The organism is Streptomyces sp. NPDC088252 (genome assembly GCF_044740965.1).
Taxonomy (GTDB): domain Bacteria; phylum Actinomycetota; class Actinomycetes; order Streptomycetales; family Streptomycetaceae; genus Streptomyces.
Map to the genome: position 1 here is coordinate 130,418 of NZ_JBIURS010000018.1, position 19,185 is coordinate 149,602.

General features: G+C 69.1%; 22 protein-coding genes. 4 read left to right on the forward strand and 18 right to left on the reverse strand.

From position 1 onward, the window contains the following. Positions 1-4: 4 nt before the first annotated feature. Positions 5-625, forward strand: a complete 621-nt coding sequence (locus tag ACIOHC_RS30500) for a GntR family transcriptional regulator (protein ID WP_401844792.1) — start codon at positions 5-7, stop codon at positions 623-625. 287 nt (positions 626-912) lie between these two features. Here ACIOHC_RS30500 and ACIOHC_RS30505 read toward each other — a convergent pair whose 3' ends face one another. The 3 genes from ACIOHC_RS30505 to ACIOHC_RS30515 form a co-directional block, all read right to left on the reverse strand. Then, complete coding sequence (locus tag ACIOHC_RS30505; protein WP_401844793.1) at positions 913-1,131, reverse strand: hypothetical protein; 219 nt, start codon at positions 1,129-1,131, stop codon at positions 913-915. A gap of 285 nt (positions 1,132-1,416) precedes the next feature. Further along, positions 1,417-2,601 carry a helix-turn-helix domain-containing protein gene (locus ACIOHC_RS30510; RefSeq protein ID WP_401844795.1) on the reverse strand — a complete coding sequence of 395 codons (1,185 nt, stop codon included), beginning with the start codon at positions 2,599-2,601 and terminating at the stop codon, positions 1,417-1,419. Between the two features lie 103 nt (positions 2,602-2,704). Then, on the reverse strand, positions 2,705-3,346 hold the full coding sequence (locus ACIOHC_RS30515; protein WP_401844798.1) for an HAD family hydrolase: 642 nt from the start codon (positions 3,344-3,346) through the stop codon (positions 2,705-2,707). A 53-nt stretch (positions 3,347-3,399) separates the two neighbouring features. Here ACIOHC_RS30515 and ACIOHC_RS30520 point away from each other — a divergent pair, with 53 nt between their 5' ends. Together ACIOHC_RS30520 and ACIOHC_RS30525 are read left to right on the forward strand one after the other, a co-directional pair. Further along, the gene (locus tag ACIOHC_RS30520; RefSeq protein WP_401844799.1) at positions 3,400-3,573 is read left to right on the forward strand and encodes a hypothetical protein; all 174 of its coding nucleotides are present in this window, start codon (positions 3,400-3,402) and stop codon (positions 3,571-3,573) included. 48 nt (positions 3,574-3,621) lie between these two features. Next, positions 3,622-3,858 (forward strand): hypothetical protein, encoded by a 237-nt coding sequence (locus ACIOHC_RS30525; protein ID WP_401844802.1) that lies wholly within the window; start codon positions 3,622-3,624, stop codon positions 3,856-3,858. A gap of 326 nt (positions 3,859-4,184) precedes the next feature. Here the strand turns inward: ACIOHC_RS30525 and ACIOHC_RS30530 are convergent, their stop codons facing one another. Both ACIOHC_RS30530 and ACIOHC_RS30535 read right to left on the reverse strand, forming a co-directional pair. Next, positions 4,185-5,195, reverse strand: a complete 1,011-nt coding sequence (locus ACIOHC_RS30530; protein ID WP_401844804.1) for a tyrosine-type recombinase/integrase — start codon at positions 5,193-5,195, stop codon at positions 4,185-4,187. A 23-nt stretch (positions 5,196-5,218) separates the two neighbouring features. After that, the gene (locus ACIOHC_RS30535; protein ID WP_401844806.1) at positions 5,219-5,368 is read right to left on the reverse strand and encodes a hypothetical protein; all 150 of its coding nucleotides are present in this window, start codon (positions 5,366-5,368) and stop codon (positions 5,219-5,221) included. Between the two features lie 348 nt (positions 5,369-5,716). On the opposite strand from ACIOHC_RS30535, the gene ACIOHC_RS30540 reads away from it, so the two are divergent. Next, complete coding sequence (locus ACIOHC_RS30540; protein WP_401844808.1) at positions 5,717-6,280, forward strand: hypothetical protein; 564 nt, start codon at positions 5,717-5,719, stop codon at positions 6,278-6,280. A gap of 182 nt (positions 6,281-6,462) precedes the next feature. On the opposite strand, the gene ACIOHC_RS30545 is transcribed toward ACIOHC_RS30540, so the two are convergent. From ACIOHC_RS30545 to ACIOHC_RS30605, 13 genes are all read right to left on the reverse strand, one after another. Further along, on the reverse strand, positions 6,463-6,594 hold the full coding sequence (locus tag ACIOHC_RS30545) for a hypothetical protein (RefSeq protein WP_389636348.1): 132 nt from the start codon (positions 6,592-6,594) through the stop codon (positions 6,463-6,465). Continuing rightward, positions 6,587-7,276, reverse strand: coding sequence for a collagen-like protein (locus ACIOHC_RS30550; RefSeq protein WP_389636347.1), 690 nt, complete (start codon positions 7,274-7,276; stop codon positions 6,587-6,589). Before ACIOHC_RS30550 ends, ACIOHC_RS30545 begins: the two co-directional genes overlap by 8 nt. Continuing rightward, positions 7,273-7,620: a hypothetical protein gene (locus tag ACIOHC_RS30555; protein WP_266618042.1), complete on the reverse strand. Its 348-nt coding sequence runs from the start codon at positions 7,618-7,620 to the stop codon at positions 7,273-7,275. The genes ACIOHC_RS30550 and ACIOHC_RS30555 overlap by 4 nt, the downstream gene beginning before the upstream one ends. A 17-nt stretch (positions 7,621-7,637) precedes the next feature. Continuing rightward, on the reverse strand, positions 7,638-7,868 hold the full coding sequence (locus ACIOHC_RS30560; protein ID WP_389636346.1) for a holin: 231 nt from the start codon (positions 7,866-7,868) through the stop codon (positions 7,638-7,640). A 3-nt stretch (positions 7,869-7,871) separates the two neighbouring features. Further along, complete coding sequence (locus ACIOHC_RS30565) at positions 7,872-8,108, reverse strand: hypothetical protein (RefSeq protein WP_389636345.1); 237 nt, start codon at positions 8,106-8,108, stop codon at positions 7,872-7,874. A 2-nt stretch (positions 8,109-8,110) separates the two neighbouring features. Continuing rightward, a complete protein-coding gene (locus ACIOHC_RS30570; RefSeq protein WP_389636344.1) occupies positions 8,111-8,260 on the reverse strand; it encodes a hypothetical protein in 150 nt (49 codons plus the stop codon). Continuing rightward, positions 8,257-9,210 (reverse strand): N-acetylmuramoyl-L-alanine amidase, encoded by a 954-nt coding sequence (locus ACIOHC_RS30575; protein WP_389636343.1) that lies wholly within the window; start codon positions 9,208-9,210, stop codon positions 8,257-8,259. The genes ACIOHC_RS30570 and ACIOHC_RS30575 overlap by 4 nt, the downstream gene beginning before the upstream one ends. A gap of 61 nt (positions 9,211-9,271) precedes the next feature. Beyond that, positions 9,272-9,601, reverse strand: coding sequence for a hypothetical protein (locus tag ACIOHC_RS30580; RefSeq protein WP_401844812.1), 330 nt, complete (start codon positions 9,599-9,601; stop codon positions 9,272-9,274). A 7-nt stretch (positions 9,602-9,608) separates the two neighbouring features. Continuing rightward, complete coding sequence (locus tag ACIOHC_RS30585; protein WP_389636341.1) at positions 9,609-10,829, reverse strand: hypothetical protein; 1,221 nt, start codon at positions 10,827-10,829, stop codon at positions 9,609-9,611. After that, complete coding sequence (locus ACIOHC_RS30590; RefSeq protein ID WP_389636414.1) at positions 10,829-11,923, reverse strand: hypothetical protein; 1,095 nt, start codon at positions 11,921-11,923, stop codon at positions 10,829-10,831. The genes ACIOHC_RS30585 and ACIOHC_RS30590 overlap by 1 nt, the downstream gene beginning before the upstream one ends. A 2-nt stretch (positions 11,924-11,925) precedes the next feature. Further along, positions 11,926-12,960, reverse strand: a complete 1,035-nt coding sequence (locus ACIOHC_RS30595) for a hypothetical protein (protein WP_401844814.1) — start codon at positions 12,958-12,960, stop codon at positions 11,926-11,928. Between the two features lie 4 nt (positions 12,961-12,964). Next, on the reverse strand, positions 12,965-13,834 hold the full coding sequence (locus tag ACIOHC_RS30600; RefSeq protein ID WP_389636339.1) for a phage distal tail protein: 870 nt from the start codon (positions 13,832-13,834) through the stop codon (positions 12,965-12,967). A gap of 16 nt (positions 13,835-13,850) precedes the next feature. Continuing rightward, on the reverse strand, positions 13,851-19,163 hold the full coding sequence (locus ACIOHC_RS30605; protein WP_401844817.1) for a phage tail tape measure protein: 5,313 nt from the start codon (positions 19,161-19,163) through the stop codon (positions 13,851-13,853). Between the last annotated feature and the right edge of the window lie 22 nt (positions 19,164-19,185).

A 19,185-nucleotide genomic window follows, 5' to 3' on the forward strand; every position in this document is an offset into this window, starting at 1 on the left:
CCGGATGCCAGTCGAAGCGGCGCATCGGCGTATCGCCGCTGACATCCACCGCCGCATCCAGGCCGGCGAATGGGCAGCCGGGGAACCTCTGCCCTCCCGCGCCGACATGGCCGCCGAGTACGGCGTGCACCCACAGACGATGCGCCTGTCCTACGCCCTGCTGCGACGCACCGGAGTCCTCGACGGCGAGGAGCGGAAGCGCGTATCCGTGGCGCATCCTCCTGCCATGCGCACCCTCACGGACGCGGACGCGGAGTGGCCATTCAGCAGCGAGACCACCGACACCAGGCCGCGGCCAGCTACCGAAGAACTCGCTGAGCGCCTCGGTGTACGACCAGGCGTGATGTTGCAGCACGAGACCATCGAATGCCTCGATCCGGGCGGCCATTCCGCAATGATCGTGTCTTCGTGGTGGCGCGGCCGGCGACAAGCTCACGCCAGCTGCATCATCGAGGTCGGAACTACCCCCCTGGGGGCCGAGCAGGCTCATGCGCTCGGCCTGCTGGTGGACACCGTGGCGTTCCGCCTGGTGCGCACCCGCATTGACGACACCGGGGCTCCACTCGAAACTGCTGATCTGATTCTCCCGATGGATCGATGGCTCATCCGGCTTCGCAGCCGCTGAATCCAGGGCATTCCAGCCGGACCATCCAGCGTGGCAGGCGCATGCACGAAACGACAGTGGACGTTCCTACGAACACGCGTTCGGTTTATCACTCTCGCAACACGGCCCCGCCCACACCTCGGTGTCGAGGTTGTGGGCTCCGAGCCGGTCCCGGATGATCCCGACGCTGACCGCGCCGGAGGTGAGGGGCGTCTTGCACCAGATGCAGGCGCGGCCGGCGGACTGGTCCCACGTCAGCGTGCGGGGATCGGGGAGCGGCCGGGATGCTGGCCCCTCAGCTGAGGCCGTCATAGCGCCTGCTCGGCTTCCCGGGCGGCACAGGCGGCAGCGTCCGAGCAGGCCCGCGGGAACCAGCTGTACGCGGCGCCGCCTTCGGGGCGGGCCCGCTTCTCACCGAGGTCCCTGTCCTCTCCGACGGTGAGAGCAGTCCTGCACCAAATGCAGGACCATCCGCGCTGCTGCTGCTCCGTCAGCTCGCTGACTGGTGGTAGCTCTCTCGTCGTCACGACAGTCGCCTCCCGCGATGGGCAGAGCAGGCCACGACGGGCCACGACCGGGTGTCGTCATCGAGAGTGACATCACCGACAGGGTGGAGCGGCCCGTTGACGGCGCCGCAGTGCCAACACGCCTCGCCATGTAAGCGGGCGAAGTTCGGCTGCTCTGGAGCGTCGACCGGTTCCGGTGGTGCACTCATAGCCTGTCCCATCTGCCAGTTCCCTCCGACACGGCAGATCATGGACCGCTGTAAGTGGCACAAGTACCCCAGTGAGGGGTACCTCGCGATGGGGGGCTCAGTCGGCGTGGCACCACTCAGCGAAGTTGCTGAGCGTTTCCGCGTCGGCCCTCTTCAGTCGGCGCAGCGTGGCTGCGTCCTCCCGCACCCACGGGTGTTCGCGAGTGTGCTGCGGGGCGATCCGCCGGGCGACCTTCAGCGACTCGAACGCGTCGTCCATGAGCCCGCCCCACAGCTGTGCGCGGGCCAGCTCAATGTAGAACCCGGAGCGCCGCTCTGCCGGCAGGTCTCTCGGTGGCGCCCACTCCCGGGCCACGTCGAAGGCACGCTGGACGTGTCCGTCGCCAAGGCTGACCGCGACGCTCACTTCGTGGATGCGGACACTGTCCGGCCCGAACGCGGTGCCCTGGTAGATGCCCTCCGGCACGTGGTCGCCCAGAGCCCGCGCCTCGGCGAGGTGCTCGTCTGCGGCATCGTCGCGGCCCGCGCGACCAGCGATGACGGCAGCCCGCATGTGTAGAGCGCCGCGGGCGGCGATAGCCGGGCGGCCGACAGGCGCCGGGCAGGCATCGAGGGCCTGCTCCAGCGCCCGGAGCCCAGGCGCATGGGCGCGGGCGGCGAAGAACGTCTCCGTGCGGACGTAGCTCACGGCGGCAGAGAGCAGCGGGTCGTCGGCGCCCAGGACCGCCCAGCGCATCAGCTCGATGAGCCGGGCTGAGAGGTCGCGCGCCCCGTATTTGTAGGCGACGGAGTCCGCGCACCGGTAGGCCGTGACGAGGAGTTCCGCCAGCTCGGGGCTGCCCGCCCCCTCCGGGGCCTGGGCGGCGCGGGCCAGCTCGGCCAGGAGATTGGGGACCGTGCGGGCGATCTGCAGGTACTGCGCGGCCAGGCGCCACGCGGTGGCCTGAGCGACTGCGGCCCGCAACTCCGGCAGGGGGCGGACTGGCCCGTCGTCCGGGACGTCGTAGGAGGCGATGGCGGCCGACAGGTTCGGCAGTGCGTCCCGAATCCGGGAGGCAACATGTTCGCGGTCGGCGATGAGGCGGGACGGGTCCACGCCGAGCGCTGCTGCGATGGTGTCGAGAGTGTCGTCGGTGACGCCCCGCTCTCCCCGTTCGATCTTGCGGATCGTGCCAAGGGCGACGCATGCCGCGTCAGCGAGTTGCTGCTGGGTCATTTTCGGGCGGGCGACACTGCGGTAGTACGCGATGCGTCGGCCTACCGACCCAATCCGGTTCGGCATCTGGCTCCGTTCGAGGCGGTCGCTTCGAACCGTACCGGGGCACTGGCCGCACGCGAGTACAAACGGCCCCACATGAACTCTCGGGTGGGGCCGCTCGGTTGCGTCAGTAGGTCACGATCCGCGGCAGGTCCATGAGGGAGGTGATCGACCAGTCTGCAGCAGCGATGACGTCGGGGTCATCCGCCCACCAGTGTCCCCACGGGCCCCGTCGGAGATGCGCCGTGCGCAGGCCAGCGGCCTGGGCGGGGAAGACGTCGTTGGCTGGGTGGTCGCCGACATAGAGGGTCTCGTGAGGCATGGCGCCGGACGCCTGCAGGACCCGCGCAAAGAACGCAGGGGCCGGCTTGGCGACACCCCACTCGGCAGAGGTGACAATGAGGTCGGCGGGCAGGTCGAGGGCGCGGAGCAGGCGGCCGGCCTTCTCGGTCTGGTTGCCCGCGATGATGACGCGGACGCCAAGATCCCGAACCGCCGTGAGCGCAGGGCGCACGTCGTCGTACAAATCGTTCTCGTCGAGGCGTTCACCCTGGCCGGCGGCCTCGCGGGCGGCGTACTCGGCTGGAATGTCGATGCCGGGCTTCAGGAGGCGGAGGGCTTCCGCGTTATCGAGGCCCTGGGTGACCACGGCGCCGACGAGGGCGCTCAGGGTGTGCCGTGGGACGCCGAGCCAGTCGGCCCAGGACTGCCAGTACCGGTCGTCGCTGGTGAGGGTTTCCCCGACGTCGAGGACGATGGTCTCAATCACGCTCCGACCCTACGTGGGGGCGCCATGTCAGTGCCTGCCCGTGCTCTGTTCGCATGCCCACTCCCCCTTCGCCTGCCACGCCTGTGCGCTCCCCCGCCGCGGTGAACGCGGACATTCGCGCGCTGTGGGCGGCTGGCCCGCTGTCGCTGGAGGGTGAGGCGGAGTATCAGCGGCTGCTGGTGGAGTGGGAGGCCGCGGTCCGGGCGGATGTCGTCACGGCCGCCTGACCTGCGCGGCTCCGTTCGATTGGCAGTGCTGCCGTTTACGATCCGGCCGTGGCAATCGATATCCCTGAAGATCTGATCATGCTGGAACGTTCCGCCGTTGAAGAGCAGCGCAAGGCCCTCGCTGAGCCGTACACGGAGGAGGGGTGGGAGCCGTGGCGCGAGGCGGCGGCGAGGTTCCAGGCCGCGGTGACCGCGCACGCCGAGGCGACCGGGGTGTCCCGGGTCGAGCTGGAGATGGCCGTGAAGAAGGCCGTGCTGCATCCGGAGCCGGAAGGCGACAGCTGACGCGCGTCCGCCCCTCCCCGGGCGCTGTTCCGGGTGAGGGGCGGTCTCGTAGCTGCGCCCAGCCATAGGCGCGAATGGGATGAGTCCACGGTACTGGGCCGGTATGACAACCGGGGCGGCCCGCCGCGACGGGGGTGACACGGCGGGCCATGGCCAGTGTGGCAGGAGCAAGCGAAGCCCGCGGCCGATCCGGGCCTGCGCTCGGGGTGCTGTGAGCAGTGGCCCGTCGCACCCTGGAGTTATGAGCGCCCCGATAGTCGTCGACGGCCTGTCCCGCACCGGCGGGCGGACGGGCGCATCGGTACGAAGCGGCGTGACGCACTTCGTCAGTCCGATCCGTGCTCCTCGGGCCGGAGTCTCGCGGCGAGTTTCGAGGCCAGACCGTAGGCGGGGTGGTCGTCGAGCATGCGCCGGCGCCGGTTGTACCGCTGCGTAGTGCGTGGGTTGGTGTGACCGACGGCGTCCTGGACCCGTTCGAGGGGGACGTTGTCGGCGAGGTTGTCGGTGATGAACTGGTGCCGAAGCGTGTGGGGCTTGATCGACGTGGCCTGTGGGATACCTGCCCGGCGCGCGAGGACGCGGAGGTGCTTCCACACCTCGGGCTGCGACCAGCGGCGTCCAGAGTCCGTGACGAACAGTGGGCCCTCGGTGCGGTCGCCCAGGTAGGCCCGGAGCGCGTCGAGAGCAAGGGGTGGCACGGGAACCGGCTTCTTCTTCCCGCCCTTGAGCGTGAGGGGAAGCGTCGTGTGTCCGCGGTCGTATCCGAGCTGGTTGGCGTTGAGCGCGAGGATCTCGTCGATGCGGGGGCCGAGGAGGTAGAGCAGGGTGACGAGTGCGTAGGAGCGGGGTGCCCAGTCGCGCGCCGTTTCGATGAGCGCCATTGTCTCGTCGGGAAGCATGCCTTCGGTGGGACTGTGGTCCGGGTCGATGTACGGGCGGTCGACAGACGCGAAGGGGTCGGCGGGGCAGGCGTCGACTCGCACGGCGTAGGTGTAGAAGGACCCGGCGGCAGCAAGGGCTTGGGCTTGCGCGGAGAGGGAGAGCGTCCCGGCCTTGCCGCGCTTTGTCTGTTCAGTGGCGAGGTGGTTGGCGTAGGCATCGGCGAGCGGCAGCCGAGCTTGGAGCGGGTGGATGCCGCTGCTGCGTGCGTAGTCCTCCCAGCGGAGGAAGTTGCGGGCGTAGGCGCGGCGGGTGTGCTGGGACTTGCCGCGCGCGATCCAGGCTCCGGCGATAGTGGGCAGCGGGTCGCCTTCGCCATAGACCGCCGCGAGGTGGTCGCGGATGGCGCGGGCTTCGTCGGGCCAGTCATCGCGAGGGTCATGCCTACTTGTCGACACGGCTCCAGAAGGCCGATACAGCGTCACCTCCACGTCGGCTCCTCCTCGTCAGGAAGGTCAGGGGCATCACAGTCGAACTCGGGAAGATACGCCGGATGGTCCTTCCACTGCCTAGCGAGGTCGCGCAAGTCGTTCCACGCGATCTCCTTGGCCAGCCGGACTGCAGCAGCCATGATCTCGTCGGTTCTCTGGTTTCCGATCGACGGCGCCGACGAGTCAGCGTGGGCGCCAAGACTGGCGGTCACCCTGTACAAGCCGCGCAGGGCTCGTTGGATGACTTCGGGAGCCGGTTGATGCTCGGCCTCGTAACACGCCTCGCTGACGCGACCTTTAACGAAAGCGTGGATGCGAGCGACGTGAGCGTCAGTGAGTGGCAAACCGCTACCTCTCTATACGGAGGGGCCGTGAGTCGCACCCCTAGTAGCGAGCATGTTGGATAACTGTCATTATCAACCATTGGGTTGATGATCGGGGGGTGTTCCTCCAAAGTGGCACCGCAGCCTCAACACCCCGGAGATCACATGAGCGAGAGCAGCGTCCAGCCCTTCGACATCGAACCGCCCATCCCCCATCTCCTCGATGGCGTGGATGAGGAAGAGCTGACCATCACCGTGGGGCTGGGGCTCGTAGCTCGGAAGGCTGCGGAAGCCGAGTACATCCTGCACGGCGTCTACGTACACCTCGTCGAGGCAGAGAAGGCGTACAGCCAACTCGCCGTGGCAACCGGCGGGACGCTCGTGAAGCAATGCAGGACGAAGCTGGAGGCGTCCACCTTGGCCAGCTCGTGTAAGACATCGCTAGCCGAGGATCTCGATGCTGCAGAGGAAGGGTTCCGCCTGCGGAACCGCTACCTGCATGGCTACTGGATCTATGACGACGAGTCCTACCAGTGGCTCACGCTGAAGGGTGCGCACGGCACGCAGCGCCCCGAAGTCACGTTCATCGAGAGCGGCGAAGTGTGGGAGCTCGCCGAGCGGTTCCAAGGGCTCTGCGCGCGTCTGCTCCACTGGGACACAGCCCACTTCGGCGAGTCAGCCGACGATGAGAGCGGCCACCATGGCCTGGTCTCACGCAAGCGGATCTGACTGCGCCCGCGATACGGCATGTTATCGAGAGTCGTCGACCTCAAGAGGCAGCGTTTCAGGGCTCGACTCCCGAGCAGGCAACTCGCACCGTGAAGCACATGAGCAGCTACACGGACACCACCGGGTCCGACTTCAGCTGAAAGCAGTAGCGCCCCCTCCCGCCGAAGCGGAAGGGGGCGATGTCACTCGGGCTCGTCATCGAGGGGCGGGATGTCGGGCTCGATGAACAGCCCGGCGTACTGCGGCTTCGGCGGCGGCCCGCCAGCTGCGTCGTCCACACGTCGCTGCACTTGCCGCAACGGAATGTCAGCCATCAAGTCTCCTGTACATAGATGTGGCCGCCAGGGCGCCGAGGCCGAGGAGGCTGCGGGACTGGTCCGGCGCGGGAGTGGCGGCGCCGGAACGGCGGCACACCAGGGCATCCGGATCATCCGGCGGCACCTGGAGACTGTAGCCGTCCGGGCAGGTCTGCCCGGACTTGCCGTCCTTGCCGTCCACGCCGTTCTTGCCGTCCGTGCCGTTCTTGCCGTCGGCGCCGGGCGGACCTGTGGGGCCGGTGTCGCCCTTCGGCCCGGCCGGGCCCACGACGGACTGCCCGTCCGCGCCCGGGGCGCCCGTGGGGCCTGGCGAGCCGACAACGGATGTGCCGTCTTCACCGTCGGCGCCGGGGCTACCGCTCGGGCCCACAGGTCCGGTCGGGCCGATCGGGCCGATCGGGCCGGGAACGCCCTGATCGCCCTGCGGCCCCGGTGGGCCGACGACGGAGGCCCCTGGCTGACCGCGGCTACCGGGCGGGCCGGCCACCGGGGACTCCCCTAGCCGCTCAACCTGCTGAGCCAGGGCATCGCGCGCTTCGTTCGCGGTGCGGAGGTCGTGAGAGAGCCCCTGCATTGTCACGACGAGGAAGGCGAAGCCGGCCAGAGCCACCGCGGCGGCGAGGGTGAATACGAGGTCAGTGCGCCGCCGTTCGGCGCCCGCGCTCTTGTGCCGCCTCATGCCCCCGCCCCCTGTGCATTCAGGTACACGGTCAGGATCAGCAGCAGAACTGGCGCGATCAGGGCCGTGAAGATGAGGCGACGGTCCGCGGCCCGCCGGTCTGCAGCGCGCTGATCCTCGTCCCGACGGTTCTGGGCCGCCTGCTCGCGGGCCTCCTCGATGCCACGCACCCGCTCCACGAGAAGCTTCAGCGCGTCGTCGCGCGCCACCTGTTCGAGCTGGTAGCGCTCCAGAGAGACCTTGCTGTCGAGCCTGAGCCCCAGCTCCCGGAAGTCGTCCTTGAGGTCGGTGCGGACATCTTCGAGTCGGCGCATCACCTCGCCGAGAGTCGGCCCGTCAGGCATGTGCTACTCCACTTACGTCAGGCGCTGGTCGGGTCGGCGTGGTCACGGACTGTGTGCCTCGCCTGATACCCGGCCAGCCACGTCAACCCGGCAGGGACGAGCGCGAGGAGCGGCGCCTGGAGCCAGCCCGGCAGCGGGCCGAGCAGGCTGGAGTCCGCGGCCACCGCGTTCAGTACGGCCATCGCGATGCCGACCAGGAAGGACGCGGCGGTCGACGCCTTCACCTTCGCTTCGACGGGTGCAGCCATGAGTCAGTCCTCCTCGCGGGTTTCAGTGTCGTGCCAGACGATGCGGGTGTAGCCGCCATGGCCGTGGATCGCCTCGGCGTCCTCGATGCGATCCCAGTGGACGGTGGACGCGCGCTCACCACGCCAGCGAAGAGTTGCAGTGCCATCGGGCCAGAGAACGCCGTCGGCAACGCGGCCAGTACCGGATGCTCCGGTGACATCGTGGGCTCGGTGCAGGTGGAACAGGCGGGGCTCGGCCATGGTTAGGACTCCTTGTAGTTCGGGCCCTGGAACGTCTCCGGGACAGGGGCGGTCTTCTGCCGGAGACCGGCGAGGTACGCCCGTATCAGCTCTGCGGGTACCGGCCGGGCCAGGCGGTGAACGAGACTGGGGTGTACACCCTCGGCGGTCACAGGCCCTCCTTGGTGTTGATGTTGACGTCGATGACAGCCCGCTCGATCGCGGCCTCCACCGCGGCGACCACCGTCGCGGTGTCCGCGCCGCCGCCGACCTGCCCGGCAAGCGCGGTGATCGCAGCGGTCTGCGCGGCCATCCGCCTGTCCATGGACCGGATGCGGGCCTGCACGTCCTTGAGGATCGACTGCGGCTGCCACGTCGGGTTCGTCTTGTGGTCCGCCGCGTCCGCCGGGCCGTCGATCGCGTCGGTCTTCCACACCGCGTCGAAGATGTCGCGCTTGGTGATTCCCGCCATGGGGTCCTCCTCGTTGTCGGAGCCGGGGTTCCAGCTCGCGGGGTGCTTCAGGCGCTCGGCCACGTCCGCGCGCAGCTGCTGCATGCTGAAGCCGCGGGGGTCGACCTTGTCGCTCGACCACTCCAGGTGGCCGATCACAGACTTCGCCGACCAGCCATGCGCCCGGCACAGAGCCGCCTGGACACGCACGATCGCGTCGTACTGCGCCTTGGGCCAGGGGTCCTTGCCGTCGCCGAGGTTCTCGCACTCCCACCCGTAGAACCTGCTGTTGCCGTCGACGCCATTGCTGTTGCCCTTGGTCGGCGGAGTGGGGCGGGTGCCGTAGGACTCGGCGATGACCTGCTCCAACACGCGCGGGTCACCGCCGCCGGCGTGGTTGGTGCGGCCCCAGCCGACCATGTGGACCTGGCCGTCCTTCGCGATCATCCCGTGGCAGAGCGGGCCGGGCAGATCGGCATAGCCGGTGCGGACCATCGAGACCGTGGACGCGGTGCCCTTCGTGACGGTGTGGTGCACGATCGACCCGTTGAGCGGGCCCCACGCACCCTTCGAGTTCCGGTTGTGGGTGCGCCAGTCGCCGACTTCGACGACGCGCACGCCCTCGGCGCGCAGAGCTGCGAGGACCGCCGAGGCGGAGAGAGGTGTAGCCATGAGGCCTCCAGACATGAGAGAAGCCCCGGCCATCGGCTCGGGGCTCAAAGAAGGGGGTGGGTCAGGGAGTGGGGCGGGACCAGGTGCCCGGAGTGGTGCCTTCGGGTCGAAGGAGTGCCCAGATCGTGGTCGTGCCGTCCTCGGTGAGCAGGACACGGATGGTGAGCTGTGTCCCAGTGCCGCGGGCCGTGACGTTCCCAGGGAACTGGTCACCCTCGGCATACACGGGAGCGGAAGGCTCGTCCTCGTTGCTCGGGGCCGGGGTTTCGATGAGGTCCAGGTCCTGGACGGACAGCGTGTAGGTGACGGTGGAGCCGACCGGCGGGAGCGGCTGCGTCGGCTCGGCGGGCGGGTCGGGGATCTCTACCGGGATAGGGGTGGGGAAAGACACGCTGCTCCTAAGTGATGGGCTGGGCGCCGGCAAAGTCTGCGGCGGCGCCGATGTCGGAGACCTCAAAGGCCGTGTAGAGGCCGGCACCGGCGTTGAGGAGGCTGTTGCCGCCACCGCTGGCCGTCACCCACGTCATGACAAGGTCGGTCGTGATCGTGGCCCCGGTCGTGTTCGTGACCACGTTCTGGTTCGCGTACTGCACGTTCGTGTTCGCCGCGGGGGTGGCGATCGTGTAGGTGTCCAGCCAGATTGCCCCGGACGTGTTGGTCTTTCGGACCCGGACCCGGACGCCGGCTGCTGCTGTGGCGGCCTGGGCCAGGCCGCGCACCTGTACCCGGTACGCCCGCCCGGTCTTGAGGACAACCCCGGTCTGGGTGAGCGCTACCGTCTCCACGGCCGCAGCGGCAGTCGTTGCCGAGCGGGCCTGAAACGCGACCGCGTCACGGCCCTGGGAGACACCGCCGACGGCCAGGTCGGTGCCGTAGCTGCCGGACCCGGCAACGGTCAGGTCGCCGCCAATTCCGCTGCTGCCGGAGCCGATGTTGAGGGTCTGTGCGGTGAGCTGGCCGGCGAAGGCTGCGTCGCCGGAGACGCTGACGGTGGCCATGGTGACACCGCCGCGAAGGAGTGAGAGCAGGGTGCCGGTGTGGCTGGCGGACGCAGCTACCAAGGCACCCGGTGAGCTGCTCGCTGGGGGCGACACGGTGAGGCGGGCCCCCGAGATGGAGGCGATCGAATTCGCGATCTGGAGGAGTTGGTTGATATTCGTGTCGGTGTTCACGAGACCGAGCTGGGCGTAATTCGGGTCGAGGTAGAGCCATCCGCCGATCTGGCGGCTCACGTTCGACGTCTGGAAGCGTGCGGTGACCCAGTTGCTGGTCACGCCGTTGGGAGTCCGTCCGGCGACGGTGACCCACCGCCAGTCGGTTGCGTCATCGTCTCCGAACGGACCGGAGGAGAGGTTGAAGCCGGGGCGGCCGGGCGTTGCGTTGAGGGCGGCCATTTCGGCGCCGTTCGGGTCCCGGAAGTAGATGATCGGCAGATTGTTGGCGGGGTCCATGACGATTTCCCAGCCGTCTTCGCTGGCGTAGGTCGTCTTGCCGTTCGTGACCGTGGTGTACGCGGCACGCTTGGCCGCGCGGAGCTCGCGGAGCTCACGCTGCAGCGCGGCAATCTTGCGGGACATGGTGGTGATGTCGGGTGGGAGCTGGTCGAGGTGGCGGGGCATCAGTCGTCCTCCACAAGGATCGGTGAGACGGTGTCCGCGCTCGGGTTGAGCTGCCAGGACCAGCAGCGGGCCACCGTGGACGCGCCCTGTGGGTGCCGGGGCGAGCGGGCAACGCGGACGCGGACGCTGTCGCCGAGCCCGAAGTCCCGGCCGAGGCGAGGCGCTCGGGATGCCACGGCGTCCACGGTCCAGACGGTTGCTCCAGCGCGCATCGCCGCCAGGTCCTCGCGGGCGTGCGCGGTCAGCTGCTCAGGGTCAGTCAGTCCGTCGGCCGGGGTGTAGCGGTGCTCCCAGAGGCAGTACCCGGCCGCGATCAGGTCGTCCGCTGTCAGCAGGTCTGATTTGAGGCGTGAGGCTCCCTCGCCGTCCCCGTAGGCCCGTACCTGGGTCGCCCCTTTGCCTTCTTCGTAGGACTCGGTGAGCGTGTAGGAGCTGATGCAGCCCGGCATGTCGAAGACCGGGTCGGGTGTGGAGGTGACCGCGCCGATCTGCGGCCGTACACGGATCGGCAGTACAAACCCGGACCGGTCCGCCGTCCATGCGACGTCGATCGTCCACTCGGGCCCACCGCCGGCCGTGAGCTCCTGCCACACGGACAGGATCGTGCGGTCGTCACTGTCGTCCACGCTGTACGTGGCGGTGGTTCCGGTGGTGGGTGCGTCGATGACGAACGGCGGTGCGCTGACCAGGAGCGGGGTTCCGGTGTTGGTGAAGATGGCGGCCTGGTCGACGCCATACCCGGCGTAGGCCGCGGCATAGCGCCGGTCGAAGTACGCCTCGGGGGTGGCGCCGCCAAGGTCGAGGAGCGGGGCGGTGCCACCGGACCGGGTCAGGGTGAGCCACGCCCCGATGGGCTGGTCGGTGGCCTGGTCGACGGCCACCAGCATGGTGCGGCCCGGCTCGGTGGCCGCTTCCCAGTCCCTGGGGGCCCCGTCCAGGGCCAGCTGCATGGATGCAGTGGTGGGCGCGCCGAGCTTGCGGGTGAGGGTCTGCGACGTGAGAGCACGCAGTTCCTCGGTGATCCGCCCGCTCTTGAGGTCGCAGCCGTACCAGGTGAGTTCGACCGGCTGATGAACGGCCGGCGGAGGAGGCATGGTCACGCGACCGGCTCCACCGTGAGCTGCCCGTCAGTGGTGCGGGTGATGGTGCCCACGGTCCCGGCGGACGAGACATTCCACTGGGGCGTGATGACGACGGATGCGCCGGCCGTGAGCCCGGTGAGCAGGATGCGGCGGTCGGAGTAGATCCGGGAGCCCCAGGTCGAGATCGCGTTCGACTCGTTCGCAGCGCGCGTGTATCCACCGGATGCCCGCCATCCCACCCAGGCCGTGGACGTCGCGGTGGCCGTGTTCTGGATGGCGGCACCAATCGACACCCAGGCCATCCGGGACGGCGGCACCACGAACGTGATCGGCGTCCACTGGGCACTGGTGAAGTCCACCCAGGAGCCGGTCGTGCCGTAGCTCGTGGGTGCGGAGGACTGGTTGGACACCTGCGGGTCGTAGCGCAGGTAGCGCCACTGGGTGCCGTCCCAGCGGCGGGGCCCGTCGCCGGAGTCCCAGAGCTGCCCGGTGTACGGAGCGGGCGGTGCGACCTGGCCGATGGTCAGGCCACCAGCCGCCGCGGTGTAGGCGCGCTGGGAGTACGACACGACGGGAGAGCCGCCCCCGACCGCAGGGACACTGACCGTGGCGAGGGTGATGTAGGAGGGATCCGGCGGGGTGGGCGCGACAGGTGACGCCGCAGGAGTACCGGCGAGATAGACGATGTCGCCGTCCCTGGCGCCGGAGGCGTCCGCGTCGGTGTCGCGAATCCGGGCGTAGACAAGGTCGATGCGGGCGTTCGTCGCGGCGGCTGCGTCCACGGTCTTGGTGACGGGAGTATCGGAGCACAGCAGGTAGGGGCCCTGCGTTCCGCTGGACCCGCCCTGAATGACTCCGGCGCCGGTGCTGATGGTGAGGGTGAACCCGCTGATGGTGACACCGAGGCCGGAGCCGGGACGTACACCAGGCTGGGCACGCAGCCCGATCCCGCCGGGATTGAGCAGCGTGGTCAGGGCCTGCCGGAACTGCTGGGAGCTGTACGCGGGCGCGCCAGCGGCGGCGTTGATCGGGTAAGCGGTGATAGCCATGCGGTCACATCCATGCGGAGCGGTAGGCGACGGTCAGGGTCGCGGTGGAGGAGTACGTGCCCGCCCGGAACGCGAGGCCCGAGATGCCGGGTTGGAGGACTGGCCACGTGCCCGAGACGAGGGACCTGCGCGACGCTGTGCCGTTGTAGTAGGCGGTGTGCAGGTCGCAGTCCAGATCCAGGTAGTCGCCGTCGCTGACCGTCCCGGAGTACAGCAGCGTCGCAGCCGTGCCGTCCGGTCCGGTGACGGTGACGGCTGGCTGGACCACCGGCCCGGCGATCACGATTCGCGGCCTCGCGTCGATGGTCCCGGCGTTGGTGACGGTGGTGTCACCGGAGACCACCACCGCAGGGAAGGTGTTCGGGAACGTGGCTGGCCAGGTCTGCCCGTCGGTCACGGTAGGCAGGCGCAGCGCCGTGACCGTCTCTGATGCGGCGTACAGCCGCGGATCATCCGCGGTGACCTGCACCGAATACTCGATCGTCCGGTCGGTCAGCCGCTTCATCAGGGGCCGCCCAGACCGGCGTACTGTCGCCTGTCTCGGGATGGTCTCGTACACCGTCAGCGTCGTGTCCGTCAGCGCCGCCGCGACTTTGAGCCGGTCGATCGCCCCGTCCAGCGCCGCGGCGGACGGGGCGGTGACCTTCCCGGTGAGGGTGATGACCCTCTCGTTCAGGTACACCGGCCCCGCATACGCTCCGTGGTCAGCCTCGCGCTGCGTCAGTGTGCCCCGCGAGTCCGGCGAATCCCAGCCCTCAGTGTCCTCGCAGTGCCAGTGCACGCCGTCTTGGTCGACCTGCCCGAAGATCACGCTGCCGAGCTGGACGAGCAGGTCGGTGAAGCGGTATCCGGGCTGCAGGCCGGGCATAGCCATGTGGCCTCCTTTCAGGTCAGCCGATGAAGGCCATGTGCCGGACGATGTCGCTCGCCTGCTCGGCGCTGGACTGCTTCGCGCCGTTCAGCGTCACGGTGCGCTGGTTGGTGATGTGCTGAACGACTGTCCCGCCGGCCCCGCCGCCCCGCATCGGAGACAGGTGATACCCGAAGGTTCCCGCCACGCTGCTGAGCAGGGCGGTGGATCGGGCCCGGTTGCCTGCACCGAGCGGGATCCACGCCTCGCCACCCGTACCGCGCTCACCTGAGAGCACCGTGTACGACGAGTCCGGCACGATGCCGCCCTTGGACATCGCCACCCCCTGACCCTGCATCTGGGAGCGGAACGTGTCCGAGCCGTTGATGCCCTTGATCTGCGCCGCGATCTTCGGCGCCAGGACCCGCACCGTCGCCCAGTCCAGCCCTGCCGCGATGACGTCCGCGATACCGGCGCCCGGCTTCGACCGCAGTACCCCGAGGAGTGTTGCCGCGTTCGCCAGGTCCTCGCTCGTGAGGAGCCCAGCGTTCGACTTCGCCGCCGTGTTCGCCTTTCCGGCCGCCGTCTTGTCCTTCACCGCAGCAGCCGCGACGGCCGCTGCGGCATCGTCGCCCTGGGCGGCCAGTTGCGCCGCCAGGTCCCCGTACCCCATCCCGGCCAGCTTCAGGATGTTGGCCTGGAAAGCCGCACCCTGGGTGTTCGCCGCGGTCAGCTGCTTTGTGTAGTCCGCGAGCGTTGCCTTGGCGGTCGGGGCGAGGGCCTTGAGGTTCTTCACGATGGCGTTGAACTGCTTCGTGGACGCTTTCGCGAGCGCGCCCACCAGCGAGCGGCCCTCCTCGCCCATGCCTCGCAGGGTCTCCTCAACGTCTGCCCCGGCCCTCTTGCCGATCTTCGCGAGGTTGCTCTCCCATGCGGCGTTCGCCTTGGCCGCGTTCTCCAGCTGTTTCTGGTACGCCCCAAGGTTGAAGCTCGTCGGCGCCTTCGCTCCCTTCTTCAGCCCCAGCGCCGAGTCCGCCGAATTCACCGCTGCTCGGCTGGACTTCACCTTGTCGTTCGCCTTGGTGGACGCTGCCCTGGCGTCGCGAAGCTTCTTCTCCGCTGCCGCCAGCTGCTTCGTCGTGTGATGCCCCTTGCGGACCTGCGCGAGGTTCTTCTCGGCGTCCTTCACGGCCTGGATCTTCTTCTTCTGGTCGTCGAGGGCGGCGTTGAGCTTGGTCCAGGCGTCCTTCAGCTTCGTAACAGCCGAGTTGTACCGGTCCATGCCAGTGCCGGCGCCGAGCGTGATCGACGCCTCGGTGGGTGTGTAGTTGAACCCGCCGCCGTCGGCGAACGCCGTGATCCCGCCTGCAGCGAACTTCTGCAGCCGGTACCCGAACCGCTGCGCCACCTGCTCCAGGATCGCCGTCGAACGGCCCCGCTTCGACGGGCTGAGAGGCAGATACGCCTCCCCGCCGGTCTCCGGCTCCGCCCACAGGCGCATTGCTCCGGCCGGTGCGATCTGCGCAACGTGCCGCTCCCGCACACCTCCCCTGGCGTAGGCCTCGAAGATGTTGCCGTCCGCGCTCGACTTCATGTACATCGAGCCGGACGGCGGCTTGCCCACCGAGACATGCCGCTCGTAGGTGCTGACCGTGACGGTCTTGTCCCTGATCCCGGCCAGGTAGCCCTTGATCGCGTCCGTGGCCGCCTTCGGTCCACCGGTCGGGATCGTAATCGTGACCTGCTTGCCCTTGGTCCGCTTGATGCTGAACCCGAGGTCGGTCAGGGCCTTCTCCGCCGCGCCCGTGAGCGTGGACACCGTGACGGTCTTGCCCTTCGTCGAGGCGACCTTCCTCTGTACCGCCTCCACATCTGCCAGCGCCTTGCCGGTGACGGCCGCGACCTCGACCTTCATACCGGGCAGCTTCTTCCGGACCAGCTCGTCCAGAGCAGCGGCTGCCTTCTCCGTCGGCGCCGTGATTTCCACCTGTCGGCCGCCCGGAAGAGTACGGATCTTGAACCCGAGGCCGGTGAGCTGCTTCGTGGCGTCGTCCGTCAGCGCGGAAACCCGAACCGTCGACTTCGGCGGGATATGGCCAGCCAGGCCCTGTACGTACAGCAGGTCCTTCATGGTCTTGGACAGGCCAGGGGTGTCCAGAGTGATTGCCAAGTTCGACGGGATGAAGCCCATGGCGTTCGCGAGATCCATCGCGTCATCCTTGGCGAGACCGAACTTCTCCCCGGCCTTTACAGCGGCCTGCCACGCCGTCTCCATGTGCACGGACGCCCTCGCCAACGCCGGGGCGGCCGCATCCCCGTTCGCACGAGCCAGGTCGTATGTGCTCTGCGCCGCCTCGGCCGCACCGGAGTTCAGGTCCTGAAGCTGCGAAAAGAGCCTCCGCCCGTTCTCCGTCGTGGTGTTGATCTTCCCGTCGGTCGAAATCAGCGACTTCGACATGTCGTCGAGGTTCTTGCCGAACCCCTTCGCCTGGTCGACGTTGCTCCACGTCTCCTTCAGGCTCGCGAGTTTCTCGTTGAATCCGGCGACGGCCGCCTGGGCGTCGAGCTCCCCGCCCGACAGCAGCTGGAGCGCCTGGTGGAGCGCACGCGATTTGGTGTCCGCGTCGGACGTCGAGAGGGCGAGCGTCTTAATCGCCTCGTTCAGCCGCCCCGTCGGGTTCGTCGCGTCAAGCGCCGCATCCCCGCCACCCTTCATCGCCTCAGACAGGTCCTTCTGACGGCGGAGTGCGTCAGGGAATTCGCCGCTCAGGTCACCGAGCGCGGAGGACGCCGCACGGTATGCCTTGCCCTGGGCGTCGTAAACCGTTTGCGTGGTACGGCCGTTGGTAATGACGCGCTTGTGGCTCTCGGCTGACGCGTCCAACTGCTTGCGCAGGTCGCCGATGCTGGCACCCTCGCCGAGGTAGGCGTCGGTCACCTGACGGGCGCTGATGCCCGCCTTGCGTGTCACCTCCAGGAGCTGAGTCTTTCCGTCCCGCAGCTTCGCGTCAGCCAGGGTCTGCACGACCGTGGCCCGGACCGCCCCGTCGACGCGGCCGTTGGAGTCCTGCAGTGCTTTCGCCAGGTCGGACACGCGCTGCTGGTGGGCAGCCGCAGCCGCTGCGGCTTCCTGCTGGCGCCGGGCGAGCATGCTCAGGCCGATCATCGCCCCGGCGATCGCGACCCCCCACGGGCCGCCCAGGAAGCCGACCAGGCCCTTGAGCCCGGAGGTGAGGCCTGATCCTGCCGCAGCCGCGACCCCGCCGAGAGCGGATCGGAAGCCGCTCATGCGCCCGCCGGCGGCCTGGATGCTGCCTGCCGTCGCGCGGAATGCCTCCCCCATCCGCGCGATGGCCGGGGAACGCGCCTCAAGAGCCGCGACGTATCCGCCGAACCGGCCCAGCGTCTGCCCGGCGTTCGCCGCCATGACCCGCTGATACAGCGCCGAGTCCCCGATCCCACGGAACGCGGTTACGCCCGCCCGGCCGTACCCGGTCACGGCGGTCTGGAGGCCCTGCAGTTGCCCGCGCAACGGTCGCATCGCGAGCATGCTCAGCACCGCGAGCTGTACTGGTCCCGGCAGTGCCCCGAACGCCTTCCCAATCCCACCGACCAGACTCGCGACCGGCCCGAGGACAGCAGACACCTGCCCGAGCAGAGCGAGCGCACCGCCCACGGCCACACCCAGGATGCCCAGCGCGCCCGCCCCGGACGACACGGACGAGACCACGGCGGCGATCCCGTCGACCAGCGGCGACACCGCGTGCGCAGCGTTCTGGAAGACCGTCACCACGGCGTATCCAGCACCGGCCAGGACCGGCAGCACCGCCACCAGCCCCGTCGTCACGGCTGACTTCAGCGGCTCAACCAGCTTCGTAGCCTGCCGCTTCACACCGCTGCCGGCGGCCGCCAGCTTCTTTTCGACCGCAGGCCCGTAGACATCCCACAGGGTCGCGGCGATCTTCACACCCTTTTTGATCTTGGGGATCATGTTCGCGACGGAGTTGCCCATGCCGCGCGTGATCTTCTCCAGCGGCGGCGCAATGCCCAGATAGACCTGGAGGAAAGCACCCTTGAGCTGTGCACCGAGCGTGCGCATGGCACCGCCGAGCCCCTTGGACTCTGCAGCGGCGACATCGGCCGCACCTCCGACACGGCCGACCTGACTCGCCAGAATGCCGAAAGACTCGGCGCCCTGGTGCGCCAGCGCGGTCGCCCCGCTCAGCGCCGGCTTCCCGAAAGCCATGGCGGCGGCCGACGTGAATTCCTTCTGGGTGAGGTGGTGGTGCGCCTCGGCGAGTTTCCCGACGACGTACTCCATGCCGCGGAACTTCCCGGCGGAGTCGAAGGCTTCGATACCGAGTTCATGCAGACCCTTCTTCGCCTGCTTCGTAGGCGCGGCCATCCGGGAGAGCATGCCGCGCAGCGTCGTGCCGGCCGTCTCGCCGATGATGCCGGCCTTGCCCAGGAGGCCGACGCTCGTCGCGGTTTCCTGGATGGTGACGCCCATGCCGTGGGCCACCGGCCCCACGTACTTCATGGCGTAGTACAGGTCGATCAACTCGCCGCTGGAGTTGTTGACCGTGTTCGCGAGGGTGTCGGCTACGACGGTGGCCTGTGACCCTTTCATGGCGAACTGGTCCATGATGTCGCCCTCGATACGGGCGGCCATGGCGACGTCTGTACGGGCGGCGGCGGCCAGCTGGAGCGTGCCGCGCGCCGCGCGCATGGAGTCCGTCGCGCTGAGACCGGCTTTCGCGAGCTCCACCATCGCGTCCGCGGCCCCGGCCGCTGTGGCCGCGGGCAGCCGGATGTCCGCGCCCAGGGCCTGGGCCTCGCGACCGACGGCCTTCATCTCGGCGCCGGACGCGCGGGTGACCTCGCCGAATTTCAGTAGCGCCGAGGTGTAGTCGTTGCCCTCGTGGACGATGTCCGCGAGGCCGTAGATGATCGCGCCGCCCGCGAGAAGCGTTCCCAGCGACCGGACCGGGGCGATGACGGACGACGTCGCCGACCGCACCGTCCCCAGCCCTGACCGGGCGGCCGCGCCGATTCGCCCGAAGACCGGCGCGATGCCGCTGGCCGTGCTGCCCACGGACGTCAGGCCGCGGCGAGCTGCACCAGCAGCCGTCGCACCGTCCCGCAGGCCCGCAGCGCCACCACGCGCACCGGCCCCCACGGCGGTCATCCCGCGCCGGGCGCTGCCCGTGGCGGCCGTCAGCCCACGTACCCCGGCCCCGGCGGCCGCGGCCTGGCGACCGAACCCGGCCGCCGCCCCGGCCGCACCACGCATCCCGGCAGCGAAACCGAGCGTGTCCGCGATGACGCGGACCCGGACAGTGCGCTCCGCCATGGGCGGCCTCCCTCTATGAAGT

Excerpts from the sequence above, each read along its gene's own strand:
- ACIOHC_RS30500 (WP_401844792.1), top strand. The coding sequence starts at position 5 with ATGCCAGTCGAAGCGGCGCATCGGCGTATCGCCGCTGACATCCACCGC.
- ACIOHC_RS30510 (WP_401844795.1), bottom strand. The coding sequence starts at position 2,601 with ATGCCGAACCGGATTGGGTCGGTAGGCCGACGCATCGCGTACTACCGC.
- ACIOHC_RS30520 (WP_401844799.1), top strand. The coding sequence starts at position 3,400 with ATGCCCACTCCCCCTTCGCCTGCCACGCCTGTGCGCTCCCCCGCCGCG.
- ACIOHC_RS30535 (WP_401844806.1), bottom strand. The coding sequence starts at position 5,368 with ATGGCTGCTGCAGTCCGGCTGGCCAAGGAGATCGCGTGGAACGACTTG.
- ACIOHC_RS30540 (WP_401844808.1), top strand. The coding sequence starts at position 5,717 with ATGAGCGAGAGCAGCGTCCAGCCCTTCGACATCGAACCGCCCATCCCC.
- ACIOHC_RS30545 (WP_389636348.1), bottom strand. The coding sequence starts at position 6,594 with ATGGCTGACATTCCGTTGCGGCAAGTGCAGCGACGTGTGGACGACGCA.
- ACIOHC_RS30550 (WP_389636347.1), bottom strand. The coding sequence starts at position 7,276 with ATGAGGCGGCACAAGAGCGCGGGCGCCGAACGGCGGCGCACTGACCTC.
- ACIOHC_RS30555 (WP_266618042.1), bottom strand. The coding sequence starts at position 7,620 with ATGCCTGACGGGCCGACTCTCGGCGAGGTGATGCGCCGACTCGAAGAT.
- ACIOHC_RS30560 (WP_389636346.1), bottom strand. The coding sequence starts at position 7,868 with ATGGCTGCACCCGTCGAAGCGAAGGTGAAGGCGTCGACCGCCGCGTCC.
- ACIOHC_RS30565 (WP_389636345.1), bottom strand. The coding sequence starts at position 8,108 with ATGGCCGAGCCCCGCCTGTTCCACCTGCACCGAGCCCACGATGTCACC.
- ACIOHC_RS30575 (WP_389636343.1), bottom strand. The coding sequence starts at position 9,210 with ATGGCTACACCTCTCTCCGCCTCGGCGGTCCTCGCAGCTCTGCGCGCC.
- ACIOHC_RS30585 (WP_389636341.1), bottom strand. The coding sequence starts at position 10,829 with ATGCCCCGCCACCTCGACCAGCTCCCACCCGACATCACCACCATGTCC.
- ACIOHC_RS30590 (WP_389636414.1), bottom strand. The coding sequence starts at position 11,923 with ATGCCTCCTCCGCCGGCCGTTCATCAGCCGGTCGAACTCACCTGGTAC.
- ACIOHC_RS30595 (WP_401844814.1), bottom strand. The coding sequence starts at position 12,960 with ATGGCTATCACCGCTTACCCGATCAACGCCGCCGCTGGCGCGCCCGCG.
- ACIOHC_RS30600 (WP_389636339.1), bottom strand. The coding sequence starts at position 13,834 with ATGGCTATGCCCGGCCTGCAGCCCGGATACCGCTTCACCGACCTGCTC.
- ACIOHC_RS30605 (WP_401844817.1), bottom strand. The coding sequence starts at position 19,163 with ATGGCGGAGCGCACTGTCCGGGTCCGCGTCATCGCGGACACGCTCGGT.